Annotated in this window: 17 protein-coding genes; 14 read left to right on the top strand and 3 right to left on the bottom strand. The window is 70.6% G+C overall.

Features of this window, described 5'->3' with window-relative positions; genetic code table 11:
- Positions 1–86 precede the first annotated feature (86 nt).
- Genes AB0C38_RS01080 through AB0C38_RS01050 form a run of 7 tightly spaced genes read left to right on the top strand, consistent with a single transcriptional unit; the run spans position 87 to position 6,454 of the window.
- The gene (locus AB0C38_RS01080; protein ID WP_360664526.1) at positions 87–806 is read left to right on the top strand and encodes a UDP-N-acetylglucosamine acyltransferase; all 720 of its coding nucleotides are present in this window, start codon (positions 87–89) and stop codon (positions 804–806) included.
- An 11-nt stretch (positions 807–817) separates the two neighbouring features.
- The gene (locus AB0C38_RS01075; protein WP_196425827.1) at positions 818–1,060 is read left to right on the top strand and encodes an acyl carrier protein; all 243 of its coding nucleotides are present in this window, start codon (positions 818–820) and stop codon (positions 1,058–1,060) included.
- A complete protein-coding gene (locus AB0C38_RS01070) occupies positions 1,053–1,784 on the top strand; it encodes a glucose 1-dehydrogenase (protein ID WP_360664523.1) in 732 nt (243 codons plus the stop codon). The genes AB0C38_RS01075 and AB0C38_RS01070 overlap by 8 nt, the downstream gene beginning before the upstream one ends.
- Positions 1,781–3,175: an AMP-binding protein gene (locus AB0C38_RS01065; RefSeq protein WP_360664520.1), complete on the top strand. Its 1,395-nt coding sequence runs from the start codon at positions 1,781–1,783 to the stop codon at positions 3,173–3,175. The genes AB0C38_RS01070 and AB0C38_RS01065 overlap by 4 nt, the downstream gene beginning before the upstream one ends.
- Entirely contained in the window at positions 3,172–4,224 is a 1,053-nt protein-coding gene (locus AB0C38_RS01060; protein ID WP_360664517.1) for an acyl-protein synthetase, read from the top strand. The genes AB0C38_RS01065 and AB0C38_RS01060 overlap by 4 nt, the downstream gene beginning before the upstream one ends.
- Positions 4,221–5,465 carry an acyl-CoA reductase gene (locus AB0C38_RS01055; protein WP_360664514.1) on the top strand — a complete coding sequence of 415 codons (1,245 nt, stop codon included), beginning with the start codon at positions 4,221–4,223 and terminating at the stop codon, positions 5,463–5,465. The genes AB0C38_RS01060 and AB0C38_RS01055 overlap by 4 nt, the downstream gene beginning before the upstream one ends.
- Positions 5,466–5,476: 11 nt before the next feature.
- Complete coding sequence (locus AB0C38_RS01050; RefSeq protein WP_360664511.1) at positions 5,477–6,454, top strand: lysylphosphatidylglycerol synthase transmembrane domain-containing protein; 978 nt, start codon at positions 5,477–5,479, stop codon at positions 6,452–6,454.
- A 194-nt stretch (positions 6,455–6,648) separates the two neighbouring features.
- Here the strand turns inward: AB0C38_RS01050 and AB0C38_RS01045 are convergent, their stop codons facing one another.
- Positions 6,649–8,538: a DUF6541 family protein gene (locus AB0C38_RS01045; RefSeq protein WP_360664508.1), complete on the bottom strand. Its 1,890-nt coding sequence runs from the start codon at positions 8,536–8,538 to the stop codon at positions 6,649–6,651.
- Between the two features lie 163 nt (positions 8,539–8,701).
- Between AB0C38_RS01045 and AB0C38_RS01040 the strand changes: the two genes are divergently transcribed.
- From AB0C38_RS01040 to AB0C38_RS01030, 3 genes are read left to right on the top strand one after another with little or no spacing between them, the layout of a single operon-like run.
- On the top strand, positions 8,702–10,495 hold the full coding sequence (locus AB0C38_RS01040; protein ID WP_360664505.1) for a hypothetical protein: 1,794 nt from the start codon (positions 8,702–8,704) through the stop codon (positions 10,493–10,495).
- The gene (locus AB0C38_RS01035) at positions 10,492–11,934 is read left to right on the top strand and encodes a hypothetical protein (protein ID WP_360664502.1); all 1,443 of its coding nucleotides are present in this window, start codon (positions 10,492–10,494) and stop codon (positions 11,932–11,934) included. The genes AB0C38_RS01040 and AB0C38_RS01035 overlap by 4 nt, the downstream gene beginning before the upstream one ends.
- A 9-nt stretch (positions 11,935–11,943) precedes the next feature.
- Entirely contained in the window at positions 11,944–12,672 is a 729-nt protein-coding gene (locus tag AB0C38_RS01030) for a lysophospholipid acyltransferase family protein (protein ID WP_360664499.1), read from the top strand.
- A 55-nt stretch (positions 12,673–12,727) separates the two neighbouring features.
- Here the strand turns inward: AB0C38_RS01030 and AB0C38_RS01025 are convergent, their stop codons facing one another.
- On the bottom strand, positions 12,728–13,525 hold the full coding sequence (locus AB0C38_RS01025; protein ID WP_360667410.1) for an HAD family hydrolase: 798 nt from the start codon (positions 13,523–13,525) through the stop codon (positions 12,728–12,730).
- A 96-nt stretch (positions 13,526–13,621) separates the two neighbouring features.
- Here AB0C38_RS01025 and AB0C38_RS01020 point away from each other — a divergent pair, with 96 nt between their 5' ends.
- Positions 13,622–14,518, top strand: coding sequence for an LLM class flavin-dependent oxidoreductase (locus AB0C38_RS01020; RefSeq protein ID WP_360664496.1), 897 nt, complete (start codon positions 13,622–13,624; stop codon positions 14,516–14,518).
- A gap of 148 nt (positions 14,519–14,666) precedes the next feature.
- On the opposite strand, the gene AB0C38_RS01015 is transcribed toward AB0C38_RS01020, so the two are convergent.
- The gene (locus tag AB0C38_RS01015) at positions 14,667–16,676 is read right to left on the bottom strand and encodes a DUF6541 family protein (protein ID WP_360664493.1); all 2,010 of its coding nucleotides are present in this window, start codon (positions 16,674–16,676) and stop codon (positions 14,667–14,669) included.
- A 79-nt stretch (positions 16,677–16,755) separates the two neighbouring features.
- On the opposite strand from AB0C38_RS01015, the gene glf reads away from it, so the two are divergent.
- From glf to AB0C38_RS01000, 3 genes are read left to right on the top strand one after another with little or no spacing between them, the layout of a single operon-like run.
- Positions 16,756–17,979: a UDP-galactopyranose mutase gene (glf, locus tag AB0C38_RS01010; RefSeq protein ID WP_360664490.1), complete on the top strand. Its 1,224-nt coding sequence runs from the start codon at positions 16,756–16,758 to the stop codon at positions 17,977–17,979.
- Positions 17,972–18,490 carry a phosphatase PAP2 family protein gene (locus AB0C38_RS01005; protein WP_360664487.1) on the top strand — a complete coding sequence of 173 codons (519 nt, stop codon included), beginning with the start codon at positions 17,972–17,974 and terminating at the stop codon, positions 18,488–18,490. The genes glf and AB0C38_RS01005 overlap by 8 nt, the downstream gene beginning before the upstream one ends.
- Positions 18,487–19,473, top strand: coding sequence for a decaprenyl-phosphate phosphoribosyltransferase (locus AB0C38_RS01000; protein WP_360664484.1), 987 nt, complete (start codon positions 18,487–18,489; stop codon positions 19,471–19,473). The genes AB0C38_RS01005 and AB0C38_RS01000 overlap by 4 nt, the downstream gene beginning before the upstream one ends.
- Positions 19,474–19,482 lie beyond the last annotated feature (9 nt).

Below are 19,482 nucleotides of genomic sequence, written 5' to 3'. Positions count from 1 at the left end.
CGGCCGCCCTGCATGAACGCGGGCCACACGTTACCGGGCGCGGTAGCACGCCCAGTACCCAGCCGCCGACGAACGGATACCCGCCCGTGCCCAACCGCATCCACCCGACCGCCGTCCTCGGTGAAGGCGTCGAACTCGGCGACGACAACGTGATCGGGCCGTTCGCGGTGATCGTCGGGCCGGCCCGGATCGGCGACGGCAACTGGATCGGCCCGCACGTGACGATCGGCACGCCCGGCGAGGACCGTCATCGCCCCCACCCGGCGGCGTGGGACGACGTCCCCACCGGTGACGCGGATCACGACGGCCACGGCGTCGTCATCGGCAGCCGCAACCGCATCCGCGAGTACGTGAGCGTCCACCAAGGGACCTGGCGGACGACGACGATCGGCAGCGACGGCTACTTCCTGCGCAACTCCCACATCGCGCACGACAGCCTGGTCGGCGACGGCGTGACGATCGCCTCCAACGCCGTCACCGGCGGGCACTGCCACATCTGGGACGGCGCCAACCTCGGCATGGGCGCGATCCTGCACCAGAAGGTCGTCGTCGGCCCCGGCGCGATGATCGGGATGGGCTCGGCGGTCCGGCGCGAGATCGGCGCGTTCACCATCGCCGTCGGCAACCCGGCCCGCGTCACCGGCGTCAACGTCGTGGGCCTGTCCCGCCGCGGCGTCGACGAGGCGACGATCGAGGCGCTCGGGCCGTGGCTGAAGGGCAAAGGCAGCCTCCCGGACAACACGTTGCCCGGCGAACTCTCTACCTTGGTAAAGGCGTGGGACGCCCGCCCGCGCGAAGAGCACTAGGAGTCACGAACATGTCGGTTGCCCCCAAGCTGCGCGAGGTCTTCGTCGAGGCGCTGGACCTCGACGCGGACGTGGACGTCGAGAACCTGAAGTACCGCGACCTCGAGGCGTGGGACTCGGTCGGCCACATGGCGCTGGTCGCGGCCATCGAGGACGAGTTCGACGTCGAGTTCGACACCGACCAGGTGATCGACATGTCGAGCTTCAAGGTCGCCGTGGACATGGTGACCGAGCTGCAGGCGAAGAATGACTGATCTGTCCGGTCGTGTCGCGCTCGTCACCGGCGGGACGCGGGGGATCGGCCTGGCCACCGTGCGCGCGCTCGCCGAAGCGGGCGCGACGGTGGTGCTCACCGGCCGCGACGAGGCCCGCGCCAAGGAGGCAGCCTCTTCGGTGGGCGCCGCGGCCGGGCTCGCGCTGGACGTCACCGACGCGAAGGCCGTTTCTTCGCTGGTCAGGGGCGTCGCGAAGGAGCACGGCAAGCTCGACATCGTCGTGGCCAACGCCGGGATCATGGAGGACGCGCTCCTCGGGATGATCCGCGAAGAGCTCATCGACACGACGCTGAGCACGAACGTCGCCGGCACGCTGCACACGGTCCAGGCCGCGGCCCGGGCGATGATGCGCAAGAAGACCGGCTCGATCGTGGTGCTCGCGTCGATCGTCGGCGAATACGGAAAAGCCGGCCAGACGGTGTACGCGGCCTCGAAGGCGGCGGTGGCCAACATCGCGCGTTCGGCGGCGAAGGAGCTCGGCCGCTCCGGCATCCGGGTCAACGCGGTCGCGCCGGGCGTGATCGAGACCGACCTGACCGCGGGCCTGAGCGAGGACGCGAAGGCGGAGAACACCGGCAAGACGCCGCTCGGGCGCCTCGGCCGGGCGGAAGACGTGGCGAACGCGATCCGGTTCCTGGTGAGTGATGAGGCGTCCTTCATCACCGGCCAGGTGCTGGGCGTCGACGGAGGCTTGGTGCTGTGACTTTGCTGGGTGCGGGAGCTCGGCTGGTGGACGTGGCCGGGGGCCGCACGCTGGCGGGCGCGGAACTGTCGGCCGAGGTCGGCCGGGCAATGGAGGCGCTGGCCTCGTTGCCGACCGGCGTCGTGTTCGCGCGGATGTCGATCGACCTGCCGAGCGTGCTGACCTACCTGGGCGCGTTCGAGTCCCGGCGGGCGATCGCGCTGATCGACCCGGCGCTCGACGCCGACGTCCTGGCCGGGCTGGTCTCGCGCTTCCGGCCGGCGGCGGTGCTGTCGGCTTCGGGCGACGCGCCTCCGGGGTACGTCACGCGCGGCTCCGACTGGGTTCGCTCGTCGGCCGAGGGGGTGCAGCCGCACCCCGACCTGGCCGTGCTGCTGCCGACCAGCGGGTCCACCGGCAACCCGAAGCTCGTCCGGCTCTCGCGCCAGGCGATCCTGTCGAACGCCGACGCCATCGCGCAGGTGCTGGACATCGACGCCGACGAGGTCGCGCCGACCTGCCTGCCGTTGCACTACAGCTACGGCCTTTCGGTGCTGAACTCGCACTTGGTGCGCGACGCGACCATCGTGATCGAGCCGTCCGGCGTGCTCGGCCGCGGCTTCTGGGACGCCGTCGAGACCTACGGCGTCACGTCCCTCTCGGGCGTCCCGTACCACTACGAAATGCTGCGGCGGCTCAAGTTCGACCCCGCGAAGTACCCGACGCTGCGCACGCTGACGCAGGCCGGCGGGAAGCTGCGCGACGAGCTGATCGCCGAGTTCAACGACAAGATGCTGGCCGTCGGCGGCCGGATGTACGTCATGTACGGCCAGACCGAGGCCGCGCCGCGGATGACGACAGTGCCCGCCGAAAGACTGGCCGAAAAGCTCGGTTCCGCCGGGCCGGCGCTGCCGGGCGGCAAGTTCGCCGTCCGCCGCGACGACGGGTCGGAGACCACGCACCCGAAAATTGTCGGTGAGGTCGTCTACCGTGGGCCCAATGTGATGCTGGGTTACGCGGACGACGAGTCCGGCCTGGCCAAGGGCGACGAATACGCCGGCGTGCTCGCCACCGGTGACCTCGGGTACCTCGACGAAGAGGGGTTCCTGTTCATCACCGGGCGGCTCAAGCGCATCGGCAAGGTGTTCGGCAACCGCGTCAGCCTCGACGACCTCGAGAACGCGGCCCGCGCGGCGGCGGTCGGGATCGACGTCGTGGCGGCGGTGCCCGCCGGCGACAAGGTCGTGCTGTTCGCGGAGGGCGTCGACAAGGCGATCTGCAAGGACGCGTCGCGGGCGCTGTCCGAGCGGTTGCACCTGCACGTCAGCGGGTTCGACGTCCGCCCGATCGACACCGTGCCGCTGCTGGCCAGCGGCAAGATCGACTACCGGTCCTTGGAGGCGAAGGTATGAGTGTGTTCACTCGGTCGCAGGCTGACCGGGAGGCCTTGCTGCTGCCCGAGCTCGCCTCGTTGACGGCACACCACCGGGCGAACTCCGAAGGCTACGAACGGATCCTGTCGTCGCTGGGAATCGCGCCATCCGCTTCCTTTGCCACGATCGCCGACCTGCCCTGGCTGCCGGTGCGGATGTTCAAGACGCACGACCTGAAGTCGGTGCCGGACAGCGAGGTGTTCAAGACCCTCACGTCGTCCGGCACCACCGGCGCCGGCGCGTCGCGGATCTACCTGGACAAGGAAGCGGCGGGCGCGCAGACCAAGCAGCTCGGCGCCACGCTGCAGGAGGTCCTCGGCGGCGAGCGGCTGCCGATGCTGATGGTCGACACGATCGGCATCATCAAGAACCGCCGGTCGTTCTCCGCGCGCGGCGCGGGCGTGCTGGGCATGGCGAACTTCGGCCGCAAGCACACGTACGTGCTCGACGAGAACGACCAGCCGGACGTCGAGGCGGTCAAGAAGTTCCTGGCCGAGTACGGCGGCAAGCCGTTCCTGATCTTCGGCTTCACGTTCATGGTGTGGCAGTACCTGTACGAGGTCGCCCGGGAGCACCGGCTCGACCTGTCGAACGGCATCCTCGTCCATTCCGGTGGCTGGAAGAAGCTGATCGACCGCGCGGTGGACAACACCGAGTTCCGGCGGCGGTTCAAGGAGGACACCGGCCTCACCCGGATCCACAACTACTACGGGATGATCGAGCAGATCGGCACGGTGTTCCTCGAAGGCCCGTCCGGGAACTCGCTGTACTGCCCGGACTTCGCCGACGTCGTGATCCGGAACCCGGAGACGTGGGAAGAGCAGCCGGTCGGGGAGCCGGGCGTGATCGAGGTCGTCTCGACGCTGCCGCGGTCGTACCCGGGGCACGTGCTGCTGACCGAGGACCTCGGCGTGTACAACGGGATCGACGACGGTGACTGGCCGGGCAAGCACTTCTCCGTGCTCGGGCGGCTGCCCAAGGCCGAGGCCCGCGGTTGCTCCGACACCTTCTCGGGAGCGGCGGCGTGAGCACTCTTACCCAGCGTTTTCCTTTGTCGGACGCGGTTTCGGTGGGCGACCTGGTCTCCGAGCTGCGCGCTTCGCCGCCGGGCGGGCGGCTGCGCGTCGGTGACCCGCGGGTCGTCGAGTTCGTCACGAAGTTCGCGCGCAAGCTGCTGGCCCCGGCCACCGCGCGCCGGTTCCCGGAGCTGGCCTCGCTCGGGTTCTTCCTGCGCAAGGGCGAGATCGCCAAGGCTTTGTCCACTCTGGACACTTCGGCCGGTTCGCTGCGGTTCCCGCGCGGGCTGGTGTTCCACGTGCCGCCGGCGAACGTCGACACGATCTTCGTCTACTCGTGGGCGCTGTCGGCGCTGGCGGGCAACCACAACGTCGTGCGGGTGTCGTCGCGCTCGGCCGGGGCCGCCGAGGCGGTACTGGAGGCGCTGAACGCGGCACTGTCCGAAGTGGACCCGGCGACCGCGGCGGCGATCACGGCCACCCAGCGCATGGTGACGTACGACCGCAGCGACGAGGTGAGCGGCGCCCTGTCGCTGGCCGCCGACCTGCGCGTCATCTGGGGCGGCGACAGTTCGGTCGCGGCGCTGCGCAAGTACCCGCTGGCGCCGCACGCGCGTGACCTGACGTTCCCGGACCGCTCGTCGTTCGCCATCGCGTCGGTGGCGGGTTGGCAGCGAGCGTCTTCGGAAGAACGTCGTACGGCCGCCGAGGGCTTCTACAACGACTCGTACTGGTTCGACCAAGCCGCCTGCTCGTCCCCGCGCGCGGTGTTCTGGGTCGGCGACGCCGCCGGCGCGCAGGCCGCGGGCCAGGAGTTCCGCACGCTGCTGGCGTCGGTGCTGGAGACGAAACAGCACGTCACAGAGCCGGCGATGGCGGTCCAGAAGCGCGTCTCGGCGTACGGCGCGGCGGTCGACGGGCTGGTCAAGGAGATCGCGTTCCAGGGCAACGGCCTGGCCACCCTGGAGCTGACCGACCCGGCGGTCCTGCCGCGCGAGTGGCTCGGCGCGGGCACGTTCGCGAACGCGCGAGTGTCCACTTTGTCCGATCTGGTGCCGATCGTCCTGCGGAAGGACCAGACGGTCGGCCAGTTCGGTTTCACGGCCGAGGAGCTGACGGCGTTCGCGCACGAGCTGGCGGGCCGCGGCGTCGACCGGATCGTGCCGTTCGGCAGCGCCCTGACGTTCTCCGCGGTCTGGGACGGTTACGATCTGCTGGCCGAATTCAGCCGCCTGGTCACGGTGCAGGCCTGAGGAGACCGTCGATGACGACAGTTGAGACGCCGGAGGAGCTCCCGGCTGCCGGAAAGCAGCGGAAGTCCACCAAAGCGAAGATCCTCGACGTCGTCAGATGGGTCGCGATCCTGCTGGTCATCGGCTTCGCGGCGAAGCAGCTGGCCTCGAACTGGGGCGAGTTCTGGCACACCCTGCGTGACGTGGCGTGGCAGTCGTCCCTGCTGAGCCTGCTGGCCCTGGTCGCGGCGATCATGGTGTCGACCTGGGGCTGGCAGGCGATGGTCGACGACCTGGGCAAGCCGATCGGCTACGCCAGGGGAGCGCAGATCTGCCTGGTCGGCTCGCTCGGCAAGTACGTGCCGGGCTCGGTCTGGGCGTACCTGCTGCAGATGGAGCTGGGCCGCAAGGCGGGCCTCGCTCGCGCCCGGATCTTCACGGGCTCACTGATCCAGCTGGGCGTGGGCGTGGTGTCGGCGCTGGTGGTGTCCCTCCTGGCGGCGCCGGCGGTGTTCAGCAACAGCCCGCGTGCGCTGTGGCTGTTCGTGCTGATCCCGGTCGGCCTGGCGATGCTGCACCCGAAGATCCTGACCTGGGGCACGTCCCTGGTGCTGCGAATCCTCCGCCGGCCGCCGCTGCAGCATCCGCTGGGCTGGCGCGTGGTGGGCAAGGTCTTCGGCGCCTCGACGGCGGCGTGGTGCCTGCAGGGGATCCACCTGTGGCTCCTGGCCAACTCGGTGGGCACGCCCGGTTTCAGCGGTTTCGTCCTGTGCGTGGGCGCGATGGCCGTGGCGATGACGGTGGGCACGTTCGCGTTCATCCTCCCGAGCGGAGTGGGCGTCCGCGAGGTGGCCCAGGTAGCGGTCCTGACGGCCAGCGGCCTGACGGTCGGCCAGGCCACAGCGTTCGCGGTGGCCTCCCGGGTGATGTTCACAGTGGCCGACCTCCTGACGGCGGGCATGGCCGCGGTGGCAGCCCGCTCGACCCGCCCGGCGGTCACCCCCGCCTGACCTGGGCCTACCCGCCCCGCCGACACCCGCCCGGCGCTACTGGACGTCATGAAAGAGTCGTTCACCTCGCCAGACGACATGAAAGAGTCGTTCATGACGTCCGGGGGTTGTCCACCGCCTGCCCCCAAGTTGTCCACAGGCGTTACGCACATGTGGACAACTCCGGTCAGTCAGCCCGGCCGTGAATCACCAACTCACGGCAGCAAGCGATAAATCACCGCGTCCGAATTGCGCCAAACTTCCTTCAAGAACGGCTCGCCGGCCAATCCCACCAACCCAGGCTGATAAGGCTCCGCCGGCGCCGCCAAAGGCACGCCCAGGATCACCCAATGAATGTTCAGCCGCTGAACCGCCGCCCGGACCGTCGGATCGGTCTGGTAATCCCGGAACCGCTGGGCCAGCAATACGGCGTCCGAAGGGGGTGAAGTCTGGTCGTAGTGCGCCGCCACCGTGCGGACGCCCGACAGCGCGTACGTCCACGCCGTCCCGTCGAAGCGGTCGTTCATCGCCCACTCGCCCGGGGCGGCCAGCTTGCCCAGCTGCTCCATCGCCACTTCCTCGCCCGGCGTCACGTGCAGCTTCGACGGGTCCGCGGCCTGGTAGCCCGTGTACACGCGGGCGCCGTTCGACCGGAAGTACAAGCCGTTCGTGAGCGCCACGAAACCCAGCAGCACCACCACCGCGATCGCCACCGCCGGCACGCGCGCGGGGAGCCGGTCGCGCAGCCACGCCTGGGTCGAGGCCAAGCCGTGTGCGGCCAGCACGCACAGCGGGATCGCCGCCATCGCGAAGAACCGGTACGGGTCGTCCCACCACGGCCGCGACAACGCCATCACCAGCGGGGCGTTCGACGACGCCACCGCCATGTACGCCAGCCCCGTCACCCCCGCCGTCAGCCCGATCCAGCGCAACGCGCCCGCCCGCGCGAAGAACACGATCCCGAGGAACAGTGCCACCGACAGCCACACCTGCGGATGCGCTTCGAAGTGCTGGAACCCCAGCAACGCCCCCAGCGCCGTCGACGCGCGCCACTCGATCGGCCAGCCGAAGTACTGGATGTCGCTGCCCGTGGCCAGGCCCAGCGCCCCGAACAACTGCAGCCACGCCACCAGGAACGACACCGCCGCGATCGGCAGCAGCGCCAGCAGGTCGCGGCCGATCCGGCGCCAGCCCGACAGCCAGCGCTGCACCAGCAGCGGCCCGGCGAACAGGATCCCGCCGAACAACGTCGACGAGTGGACGCACAGCAAGCCCACCGCGGCCAGCAGCAGCACGAAACCCGTGTCCGGCGCGACGCGCTCCAAGTACCGTCGCAACGCGACCGCCGCCAGCGGCGTCAGTGTGACCCCCAGTGCGAACGGCAGCAGCGGGCCGCGGTCCATCGACTCGTAGACGCCGACCACCGGCGCCACCGCCGTCAGCGCCACCGCGCCCGCCAGCACCGCGCGCCCGCGGAACTCGCGGACCAGCGTCACCAGCGACAACGCCAGCAAACCCGGCAGCAGCAGCGTGTTCGCGTCCAGGGTGGCCGGGATCGACGCCCCGCTCAGGCGGTTCGTCATCGCCGCCAGCAGGTGGTAGGCGTTGGGGTAGAACACCGGCGCCGCGTCGCCGTACCAGTTCACGTGACCCGTGCCGAACAGGCTGCCGTCGCCGGTGTCGGCGATGTAGCGGACGGCGTTCCCGTGGTACACCGCGTCGAATCCCTGCGGCAGCGCGCCGATGTGGCCCAGGCCACGCAACGTCGCGTAGAAGCCGACGGCCGCCCCGAACAGCAGGCACGCGCCCACCGCGAGGTGCCCGCGACGGTCCCACAGCCCGGGTTCCGGTTCGGGTGCCCAACGCCGGACCGTCAGTTTCCGGACACCGTAAGCGATCGCGGCGAACACGACGGTCGAAACGGCGTACGTCAGCGGCGTGAACGACCATCCCACGGCCGCCGTCCACGGCCCGGTCAGGCCGCCGATGGCGTAGCTCAGCAACGGGGCCAATCCGGCCAGGGCCCAGCCGCGCAGTCCCGCGGCGAGTCCCGTCAGGAGGCCCGGGACGGCGATGACGACAATGGCAACGCAGACGGAGAGCACGCTGGAGACTAAGCCGACAAGGATCAGTCGGACGCTGCGGGGTGAGCAGTCCGATCGGGACGATTCGCGAATGTCTCTTCGCGATACCCGAACGGGTTATATTGACCGGTGCGTTTCCCTGCTTGACTGACGCCGGGCGGAGCGATCTTCACGAGGGGGCCGGGTGGTCTACGCGGTCGTGGTGGCGTGGCTGGTCCTCGCCGCGATCGTGGTGCTGACCTGGGGACGGCTTGACACCGACCGCGGCTGGCGCGGCTTCGTCCTCACGCTCACCCTCGGCCTTTCCCTGCTGCACCAGTTGCTGTTCGCGACCGTCACCGAGGACGCGCTCGTTTCGTTCCGTTATGCGCAGAACATCGCCGACGGAACCGGCCCGGTCTTCAACCCCGGTGAACGCGTCGAGGGCTATACGAACTTCCTCTGGCTGGTGCTGATCGCCCTGCCGCGGGCCGCGTTCGGCGCCGACGTGCAGACCACCGCCGTCGTGTTCGGCGTTGTCGCCGCGCTCGGCTGCGTACTCGTTTCCTATTTCCTGGTGAACCGGATCGTTGCGGGAGCCGACACGCAGCCGCGGCCGGCGATCGGCGTCGCCGCCGCGGTGCTCACCGCGAGCGCCGGCGGCCTCGCCGTCTACGGGCCGTCCGGCTCCGAGGTCCCGCTGTTCGTGCTCCTGCTCCTCGCCGTCTGCTACTCGCTCGCGGCCCGCCGCCCGGTGGTCGCCGGCGTGCTCGTCGCCTTCGCCGTGATGACGAGCCCGGAGGGGCTGGTGATTGCGGTGCTGGGCGGCTTCTGGCTGGCCGGCGCCGCGCTGAAGAAGAAGCACAGCTGGTGGGCTCCGGTGGGGTACGCGCTCGGCGCGCTGGTGTTCCTGATCCCGCGGCTGGCCTGGCGCGCGACGTTCTACCAGCACTACGTCCCGGCGCCGCTGGCCGCGAAGCTCGGCGGGTCGTTCAGCTCGCAGGTCGCCACCGGCTGGCCGTACCTGTCCGGGTTCGCCTTGGCGCACCAGGGTTTCCTGCTGCTCGGGCTGGTTGCAGCGGTCGCGCTCCTGCTGCGTCGCACCGAACCCGCGTTTCGGGGGTTCCGGGTGGCGGAGCCCCCGGCCCGGGGCGAAGCCCCGGTTGTCACCGAACCCGCGTTTCGGGGGTTCCGGGTGGCGGAGCCCCCGGCGCGGGGCGAAGCCCCGGATGTCACAGCTCAGGTGGGCACAGCCGTCGAGGCGCGCGCCCTGATCTGGCTGCTGTTCGCGACGGCCGTCGCGCTCGCCGCGGCCGCGGTGCTGATCGGTGGCGACCCGGGTCCGTCGTGGCGGCTGCTGGCCCCGCTGCCGCCGCTGATCGCCGTGGCGGCCGTCAGTGCGTACGGCGTGCTCACCGTCGACGTCGAGGCGAAGCCGTCGCCGCGGCCGAGGGCGTGGCCCGCCGCGACGCGGCTCGTCCCGGTGACCGCCTGCGGGCTCGCCGGCATCGCGGTGCTCGTCTCGGTGTTCAGCCCGGAGATGCTCGACCGCGTGCGCGACTGGCGCGCGCACGGCACCGAGCTGAGCGAGATCGGCGGCTGGCTCGGCCGGTACCTGCCGCCTGGGTCGGTCGTCAGCGCCGCCGCGCCCGGCGCGCTCGCGGCCCACGGCGGGCAGCTGCTCATCATCGACGTCCTCGGCCGCACGGACGACCACATCGCCCGCGAGGGGCGGCACGTCGGCGGCGTCGCGACCGACTACGACTACGTCGTCAACGGCCGCCGCCCGACCGTCGCCGTGCCCGCCGACAGCGGCTACGCCGACCGCCAGCACTGCGCGATCGACCCGGTCTACGCGGGCCGGTACGAGGTCGCCACGTTCCGCCGCGTCGGCACGCCCTACTGGGTCTCCGTGTACCCCCGCGCGGAGCAGGCGAAGTCCGTGGTCACGGACCTCGACAAGGATCCGGACTTCCGCTACGTACCCTGTCCTTCGTGAAGCTCGAGGTCCCGAAACGCCGGCTCGGTGCCGAAGCGAAGCTCGGGATCGGGGTCTTCGGGACGTCGCTCGCGCTGTTCGTGCTGCGGTTCCTGGTGCCGCGCCCGGTCGCGATGTCCAACAACGGCGACGGCGGCCGCGTGCTGTGCGGCGCCGGGATCACCTGGAAGGGCCTGCCCGAGCCGTTCGTGCACCTCGCCTACACGCCCGCGCCGGGCGTGCCGCCGTGCCGGCCGACGTACCTGCTCACGCAGAGCTGGCTCGCGGACCTGGCCGTCCGGATCGGCCGCCTGGTCGGCCTGCCCGGGACGCTCGGCCTGGTCGTGCTGGGCCTGCTGAGCAGCGTCATCGCCGCGGCGGCGATCGCCGCGATCGTGCTCGGCCTGCCGTACTCCTCCCGCGCGCGGCTGGCCGTGGCGGCCGGGCTGCTGCTGGTCGTCGCCGACTCGGCGTTCTTCGGGTACTTCGCCGCAATACTCGGCGAAGGCGCGGCCTTCCTCGGTTTGCTGCTGGTCGTCGGCGGCTTGCTGCTGACCGCGCGCGAAGGCTGGTGGAGCTACGCGGGCATGGCGGTGACGCTCGCCGGCGGTGTCCTGGCGGTCAACGCCAAGGTCCAGACGCTGACGATCCTGCCGATCCTCGCGCTCGCGGTGCTCCTCGTCCGGCCGGGCACGCTGCGCGGGCCGAAGCGGTGGGCGGCGGCGGTGCTGGTCGTCGGTGCTCTCGGCGCCGCCACACTGTCCGCGCAGCAGAGCGTCGAGCCGGCCGTCGCGCCCGACGGCACGCTCGCCGAGCTGCCCGGCGACGACTCGCGCGAGATCAACGTCTTCAACTCGATCTTCCTGAACATCGTCGACGGGCGGCACGACACCCAGGCCGACCTGGCCGAGCTCGGGCTGCCGCCGACGTTCGCCCAGTACGCGGGCAACGGCTGGTGGCACCCCCACCCGGCGACCATGGACCCGCTCTACGCGCGGTACCGCGACCAGATGACGCGCGGGAACGTCGTCGCTTACTTCGCGGGCCATCCCGCCCGGACGTTGGAGGTGCTGAACCGGGCCGCGACCGACCAGCTCACGGCGCGCCCGGGCTACCTCGGCAGCTTCGACCAGGACGCGGGCTTCGCGCCGAACGCGCAGGAGTACCGGGTGCCGGTGGTGTCGTGGCTGACCGGCCTGATCAGTCCGCTCGGCCTGTTCGCACTGGTCCCGATCTGGCTGTTCGTGCTGGTCAGAGCGTGGACGCAGCGGCGTGGCCCGCTGGGCGTCGTGCTGGCGTTCCTGTTCGCCGTCTCCGTGACGCAGTTCGGCGCCGCGGCCCTCGGCGACGGCATCGAGGGCATCAAGCACCAGTCCGTCGCGCTGTTCACGATCCTGCTCGCGGTCATGCTTTGTGTTCTTCCCCGCTCGAACGGCCGCCAGGAACCTACGGTCCCGTAACCTGGCACGATGGCTGACCTGGTGTACCCGCCCGTGATCGGAGCGGCCCGGACGATGTTCCGGGTACTGGACAACCGCATCCGGATCGAGGGCGCGGAGCACATCCCGCGCCGCGGCGGCGCGGTCATCGCGTGCAACCACGTGAGCTACCTCGACTTCATCTTCTGCGGCCTCGGCGCGCGCCCGGCCAAGCGGCTGACGCGGTTCATGGCGAAGAAGGAGATCTTCGACAACCGGATCGCCGGGCCGCTGATGCGCGGGATGCACCACATCTCCGTCGACCGCTCCGCCGGCGTCGCCTCCTACCGCGAGGCCCTCGGCAAGCTGAAGGACGGCGAGGTCGTCGGCGTCTTCCCCGAAGCCACCATCAGCCGGTCGTTCACCGTCAAGGAGATCAAGTCCGGCGCCGTCCGGATGGCCGCGGCGGCGAACGTCCCGGTCGTGCCGATGGCGCTGTGGGGCACCCAGCGGCTCTGGACGAAGGGCCGGCCGAAGGACCTGACCCGCCGGCACGTGCCGATCTCGATCCTCATCGGCGAGCCGATGCACCCGGCGAAGGGCGACGACTGGGACGTCGTGACGAAGGACCTGCGCGACCGGATGAGCGCGCTCGTCGACCGCGCCCAGGCCGGCTACCCGGACCAGCCCGCGTCCGACGAGGAACGCTGGTGGCTGCCCGCCCACCTGGGCGGGACCGCGCCGACCCCGGAGGAAGCCGCCGAGCTCGACCGGCAGTGACATCCGGGGCGTCGCCCCGGGCCGGGGCTCCGCGACCCGGACCCCCGCAGGACGGCTAGAACCAGCGCTCGAGGACCTGCGCGACGCCGTCCTCGCCGGCCGGGCCGGTGACCTCGTCGGCCACCGCGAGCACCGCGCGGTGCCCGTTCTCCATCGCGACCCCGTGGCCGGCCCAGCGCAGCATCTCGACGTCGTTGGGCATGTCGCCGAAGGCGATCACCCGCTCGCGCTCGGCGCCCAGCCGCTCGGCGACGTCGGCGAGACCGGTCGCCTTCGTGATCCCGTGCGCGGACAGCTCCACCAGGCCGCCCGACGACGAGTAGGTGACGTCGACCTCGCGCTCGAACAGCGCGTTCACCGCGTCGGACATCTCCTCGGACGACATCCCGCGGTGGCTGACCAGCAGCTTGATGGCCGCGTGCCCGAGCACCTCGGCGCGCGGCGCGGTGCGGCCTTCGCCGTCGCCCCACGGGTTGTGGTACTTCGGCTCGATCACGAAGCTGCGCATCTCGTGGTCGGCGCCGGTGCTGACGCGTTCGGCGGCCAGCCGGCAGCCGGGCAGCGCCTTGTCGAGCGCGTGCGCGATGTCCTGGAGCAGTTCGGGCCGCAGGAGGCCGTGCACCGCGACGACCTCTTCGCGGCCGCAGTCGTACAGGACGGCGCCGTTCGCGCACACGGCGTACCCGGTCAGCTCGAGCGGCTTGGCCACGGGCGCGATCCAGCGCGGCGGCCGGCCGCTGGCCAGCACGAACGGCACGCCCGCCTCGATCGCCCGGCGGACGGTCGCGATGGTGCGGGCACTGAGGGATTCGGAGGGGCCGAGCAGGGTGCCGTCGACGTCGGACGCGATCAACTGAGGTCTCTCCACCCCGCCATTGTCCCTGACACGTCCGGGTGGCCTCGTCCCCATCCGAGCGATTGTCGGTGGTTACCGATACGGTCCGGCATTGTGCGAGTAGGCATCGTGATTCTCCCGGAAGATCGTTGGTGGGCCGCCGAGCCGAAGTGGCGCGCCGCCGAGGAATACGGCTTCGACCACGCGTGGACGTACGACCACCTGGGCTGGCGCAACCTGGTCGACGGCCCGTGGTTCTCCGCGGTCCCGACCCTGACCGCCGCGGCGATGGTGACGTCCCGCATCCGGCTGGGCACGTTCGTGGCCTCCCCGGTCGCGCGGCACCCGGTGCCGTTCACGCGGGAGCTGACCACCCTGGACGACATCTCGGACGGCCGGTTCGTCCTGGGGGTCGGCGCGGGCGTCGACCACCAGTACTACGACAGCAAGGTGCTGGACGCGCCGCAGCTGTCGGCCAAGCAGCGCGCGGACCGGTTCACCGAGTTCGTCGAGGCGCTCGACGGGCTGCTCATGACGGACAAGTTCGACTTCGACGGCGAGTACTACCGGGCCCGCGAGGCCCGCAACCTGCCGGGCACGGTCCAGCGCCCCCGGCTGCCGTTCGTGGTCGCGGCGAACGGCCCCCGCACGATGACCCTGGCGGCGCGTTTCGGCGCGGGCTGGGTCACGACGGGCAAGGGCGGCGCGACCGAGGACGAGTGGTGGGGCGGCATCAAGCAGCTCACGGAGGTCTTCGACCAGCGGCTGGACGCGGTGGGCCGCGAGCGGGCGAGCATCCAGCGGCACCTGAGCCTGGACGCGTCCCCGGTGTTCTCACTGAGCAGCGTGGAGGCGTTCCGCGACGCGGCAGGCCGTGCGGGGGAGCTGGGCTTCACCGACGTCATCGCCCACTGGCCGCGGTCGTCGTCGCCGTACGAAGGCCGCGAAGCGGTGCTGGAGCAGGTGGCGAGCGACGTCCTCCCGGAACTCCACGCTAGTCCGAACGGGTGACATCCGGGCCGCCGGGAAACCGATTGCCGTCCCTCGGGCGTCCATCACTGCAGACGTCAGAGATCACCCCGGGGGTGGTTGGGGGACGGAGGGCCCTCGTGGCCGCGGCACGGGGCGCCGCGGCCACGAGGGCTTTGTCTTGCCCGGGCTACTTCACGATCCGGTAGATCACGGCTCCCGGGTTCCGGTAGACCTCGTGCACGAAGTCGTGGCCGTCCAGGTGCTGCAGGCCGGGCGCGATCGGGGTGTCCCGGCGGATCGTGCCGCTGCCGACCAGCACGTAGTGCACGTTGAGCCGCTGGGTGGCCGCGCGGACCCGCGGGTCGCTGTCGTAGTCGCCGAAGTGCAACGCCAGGTAGAGCGCGTCCGGGGGTGCGATGCCCGCGTCGTAGTGGCCGGCCACCGGGTGCACGCCGGTGAGCGCGTACATCCACGCCGTGCCGTCCATGCGGTCGTTGAGCACCTTCTGGTCGGCGGGGATCCCCAGCGTGCCGAGGTGGTCCATCGCGTCGATCTCGTCCTGGCTGACCGGCGGGACGGTCTCGCCGGGCAGGCCGTTGTAGTACAGCAGCGACACCGTCTTGGCGTTGGCCGCGCGGTAGAACCCGCCGGTCAGCACGCCCATCGCGACGACCAGCAGCACCGCCGTGGCCAGCCCGACCCGGCCGGTCAGCCACGGCCGCGCCCGCACCCAGGCGCGTCCGCTCGCGACCTTCGCCAGCCACTGCTGGGCCTCGCTCATCCCGTGCGCGGCGAGCAGGCACATCGGGATCGCCGCCAGCGCCATCAGCCGGAACCGGTCGTTCCACCAGGGCCGCGACAGGGCGATCACCCAGTCTTCGCCGCCGAAGCACGCGACGACCACGAAGAGCGCCGACAGCGCGAGCGCCGAGAGCACCGCCCAGCGCATCCGCCGCAGCCGCGGCAGCGTGAACACGCCGAGGGCCAGGAACACCGTCAGCCAGATCTGCGGCACCGGCAGCACCTGCTTGAAGGTCACCAGCATCGCCAGTGCTTTCCACACCGGCATGTGCGAGCCCCACGCGTGGTACGGGTACGCCCCGGACGTGAAACTGATCGCGCCGAGGATCATCGGCGCGGCCAGCAGCCCGGTCGCCACCATCACCGGCACCATCCGCAGGACGTCGCCGCCGGCCACCCGCCACGCGGCCCGCCCGTCGGGAACGCCGTCGATCCGGCGTCGGCGCAATGCCCGGTACCAGCGCTGCACCACCACCGGGAACGCGAACAGGATCGCCCCGAACAGCGCGCTCGAGTGCGCGGCGAGCAGGCCGGTGGCGCTCAGCGCCAGCACCGCGCCCGTGTCGACGCCCGGCCGCACGACGAACCGCTGCAGCGCGACCACCGCCAGCGGCGTCAGCACGATGCCGAGCGCGAACGGCAGCAGGCCGCTCGACACCGACTCGTACGCCCCGGTCGTCGCGCCGCCCGCGACCAGCGCCGCGCTGCCGGCGAACACCGCGCGGCCGCCGAGCTGGCGCACCAGCGCGACCATGGCCAGCGCGAACAGCCCGGCGATCGGCATCGTGACGGCGTTGAGCGTGACCGGGACCGACGTCCCCGACAGCTGGTAGACCAGGGCGCCGACCAGGTGGTACGCGTTCGGGTAGAAGGACCCGTCCGGGTACCAGTTGATGGTGCCCATGCCGGTCAGGGAGCCATCGCCGGTCTCGGCGATGTACCGGATGCCGTTCGCGTGGAAGACGGTGTCCCAGCGCTGGAACACCGCGGTCGTCCCGCCGCGGCCGGTGACCACGACGGCGATCGACACGGCGGTGGCGATCGCGACGCAGGCCCCCACGGCCAGGTGGGCGCGGCGCGTCCACGGGTGCGGCGGCTCCTCGGCCCCCGGCGTCATCCAGCCCCGCGCGATCGAGAGCCGGCGCAGGCCGTGGAGCACGCCGGCGAGCAGCAAGGTGCACGCGGCGACGCTCAGCGGGCCGTACGGCACGTGCACGATCGCCAGCCAGGGGCCGGCCAGGCCGGTGATGGCGTAGCTGAGCAGCGGCGCGAGCCCGGCCAGAGCCCAGCCGCGGACGCCGGCGGCCCAGCCCACGACGCCGCCAGGCACCGCCAGCACGGCCAGATAGGTGGCCACGGCGGTGAAGTAGCTCCAGAAGTCCTCGGGTGCAGGCACTGCTTTCCAGGTGTGTCGTAGGCCGAAATGTGATAGTCGGATGCGAGCCGGGTCAGCGACCCCCGTACCCTCGACGCCCGTGAGCGCGCACACGAACCCCGCACAGATTACTGAAGACGATTTCGCAGGTTACGACCTCGTCATCGTCGGGTCCGGTTTCTTCGGTCTGACCGTCGCCGAACGGGCCGCGACCGAGCTGGGCAAGAAGGTCCTCATCCTCGAGCGGCGCAGCCACCTCGGCGGCAACGCGTACTCGGAGGCGGACCCGGAGACCGGGATCGAGGTGCACAAGTACGGCGCGCACCTGTTCCACACCTCGAACAAGCGCGTCTGGGAGTACGTGAACCGCTTCACCGAGTTCACGAACTACCAGCACCGGGTGTTCGCGCGGGTCAAGGACCAGGTCTACTCGTTCCCGATGAACCTGGGCCTGATCAACCAGTTCTTCGGCAAGTCCCACACGCCGGACGAGGCCCGCGAGCTCATCGCCAAGCAGTCGTCGGAGTTCGAGACCGGCGCCGCGCAGAACCTCGAGGAGAAGGCGATCTCGCTGGTCGGCCGTCCCCTCTACGAGGCGTTCATCCGCGGGTACACCGCGAAGCAGTGGGAGAACGACCCCAAGAACCTGGGCGAGAACATCATCACGCGCCTGCCGGTCCGCTACAACTTCGACAACCGGTACTTCAACGACACCTACGAGGGCCTGCCCGTCAACGGGTACACCGCGTGGCTCGAGAAGATGGCCGAGCACGAGAACATCGAGATCCGGCTGAACGTCGACTACTTCGACGTGCGCGAGCACATCCCGGCGGGCACCCCGACCGTCTACACCGGGCCGCTGGACCGCTACTTCGGCTACTCGGCGGGCCGGTTCACCTGGCGCACCGTCGACTTCGAGTCCGAGGTCGCGGAGACCGGTGACTTCCAGGGCACCTCGGTCGTCAACTACAACGACCAGGAAGTGCCCTACACCCGCATCATCGAGTTCCGGCACTTCCACCCGGAGCGGGACTACCCCAAGGACAAGACGGTCATCTTCCGGGAGTACTCGCGCTTCGCGAAGGAAGAGGACGAGCCGTACTACCCGATCAACACCCCGGAGAACCGCGAGAAGCTCGAGGCCTACCGCGAGCTGGCGAAGACCGAGGCGCGCGAGCGCAACGTGCTGTTCGGCGGCCGGCTCGGCACCTACAAGTACCTCGACATGCACATGGCCATCGGGTCGGCGCTGTCGGCGTTCGACAACAAGATCGCCCCGCACCTGACCGACGGCGCGCCGCTCGACGGGTCCCTCGATGCTTGAGAAGGGCGCCCCGACGGGCGAGGTCGCTGTCCTCTCGAAGGCGCAGGGCTTTCTGAGGAGTGACGTTTCGGTGAAAGCCGCGCGCGGCATGTCGCACTTCGGCGAGCACGCGATCGGCTGGTTCGGCATCGGCCTGATCGGTGCCGTGGTCGACAAGAAGCGACGCAAGGACTGGCTGGTCGCTTCGGCCGGTGTGGTCGGTGCGCACGCGGCCTCGATCGCGGTGAAACGCGTGGTCAGGCGGCCCCGACCGGACCACCCGAGCGTCGAGGTACTGGTCGGCACGCCGAGCAAGCTGAGCTTCCCGTCGTCGCACGCGACGTCCACGACGGCGGCGGCGGTGCTCTACTCCGGATTGACCGGGCGTAACCTGGTGCCCGCCCTGGTACCGCCGATGCTCGCCTCGCGGCTCGTGCTCGGCGTTCACTATCCGACAGACGTTCTGGCCGGTGCGGCCCTCGGGGGGCTCGTCGGTGGTCTGATACGACGGAAGCTGAAGAAGAACCCATGAGCGAGACGACCGAGCAGCGCAACAGCGACGAAGCGGCCGTGACTCCTGAGGCACCGGAGACCCCGGTGACGGCGGAGACGACGACGGCGACTGCCGCCCGCGGGCCGTTCGGCCTGGTCGGCGGCGTCATCAAGACGGCGCGGCCGCGCCAGTGGGTCAAGAACGTGCTGGTCTTCGCGGCCCCGTTCTTCGCCTTCTCGAAGTCGACGGACCGCACGGGCCTCCTGCTCGACGCGATCGTCGCCTTCGTGGCGTTCTCGCTGGTGGCGAGCTCGGTCTACCTCATCAACGACGCCGTCGACGTCGAGGCCGACCGGGCGCACCCGACCAAGCGGAACCGGCCGATCGCGGCCGGGATCGTGCCGGTCCCCGTCGCGTACGGGGCCGCGGTCGTGTTCTTCCTGGCCGGTCTCGGCGTGTCGTTCTTCGCCAGCTGGCAGCTGGCGATCGTGCTGGGCGTCTACGAGGCCGTCCAGCTCGGCTACTGCTTCGGCCTGAAGCACCAGCCGGTGGTCGACCTGGCCATCGTCGGCTCGGGCTTCCTGATGCGCTCGATCGCCGGTGGTGTCGCGGGCGGCCTCGCGCTCTCGCAGTGGTTCCTGCTGGTCACGGCGTTCGGCTCGCTGTTCATGGTCGCGGGCAAGCGCTACGCGGAGATCATGCTGTTCGAGCGCACCGGCGCCAAGATCCGCTCGTCGCTGAAGAAGTATTCGGCCAGCTACCTGCGGTTCGTCTGGGCGACGTCGGCGGCGATCCTGATCATGTCGTACTGCCTGTGGGCCTTCGAGATCCGGCAGACCGAGCACAACTCGGTCTGGGCGCTCATCTCGATGGTGCCCTTCGTGGTGGCGGTGCTGCGGTACGCGGTGGACGTCGACGGCGGCATCGCGGGCGAGCCCGAGGAGATCGCGCTCAAGGACCGCGTGCTGCAGGTGCTCGGGGCGACCTGGGTGGCCACGCTGTTCCTGTCGTTCTACCTGTGACTCATGGCG

This window comes from Amycolatopsis sp. NPDC048633, from assembly GCF_040650695.1.
Classification (GTDB): Bacteria; Actinomycetota; Actinomycetes; order Mycobacteriales; family Pseudonocardiaceae; genus Amycolatopsis.
The sequence above is the reverse complement of the archived record's forward strand: the minus strand, read 5'-3'. Positions and strand labels throughout refer to the sequence as shown.

Excerpts from the sequence above, each read along its gene's own strand:
- AB0C38_RS01075 (WP_196425827.1), top strand. The coding sequence starts at position 818 with ATGTCGGTTGCCCCCAAGCTGCGCGAGGTCTTCGTCGAGGCGCTGGAC.
- AB0C38_RS01070 (WP_360664523.1), top strand. The coding sequence starts at position 1,053 with ATGACTGATCTGTCCGGTCGTGTCGCGCTCGTCACCGGCGGGACGCGG.
- AB0C38_RS01060 (WP_360664517.1), top strand. The coding sequence starts at position 3,172 with ATGAGTGTGTTCACTCGGTCGCAGGCTGACCGGGAGGCCTTGCTGCTG.
- AB0C38_RS01050 (WP_360664511.1), top strand. The coding sequence starts at position 5,477 with ATGACGACAGTTGAGACGCCGGAGGAGCTCCCGGCTGCCGGAAAGCAG.
- AB0C38_RS01030 (WP_360664499.1), top strand. The coding sequence starts at position 11,944 with ATGGCTGACCTGGTGTACCCGCCCGTGATCGGAGCGGCCCGGACGATG.
- AB0C38_RS01005 (WP_360664487.1), top strand. The coding sequence starts at position 17,972 with ATGCTTGAGAAGGGCGCCCCGACGGGCGAGGTCGCTGTCCTCTCGAAG.
- AB0C38_RS01000 (WP_360664484.1), top strand. The coding sequence starts at position 18,487 with ATGAGCGAGACGACCGAGCAGCGCAACAGCGACGAAGCGGCCGTGACT.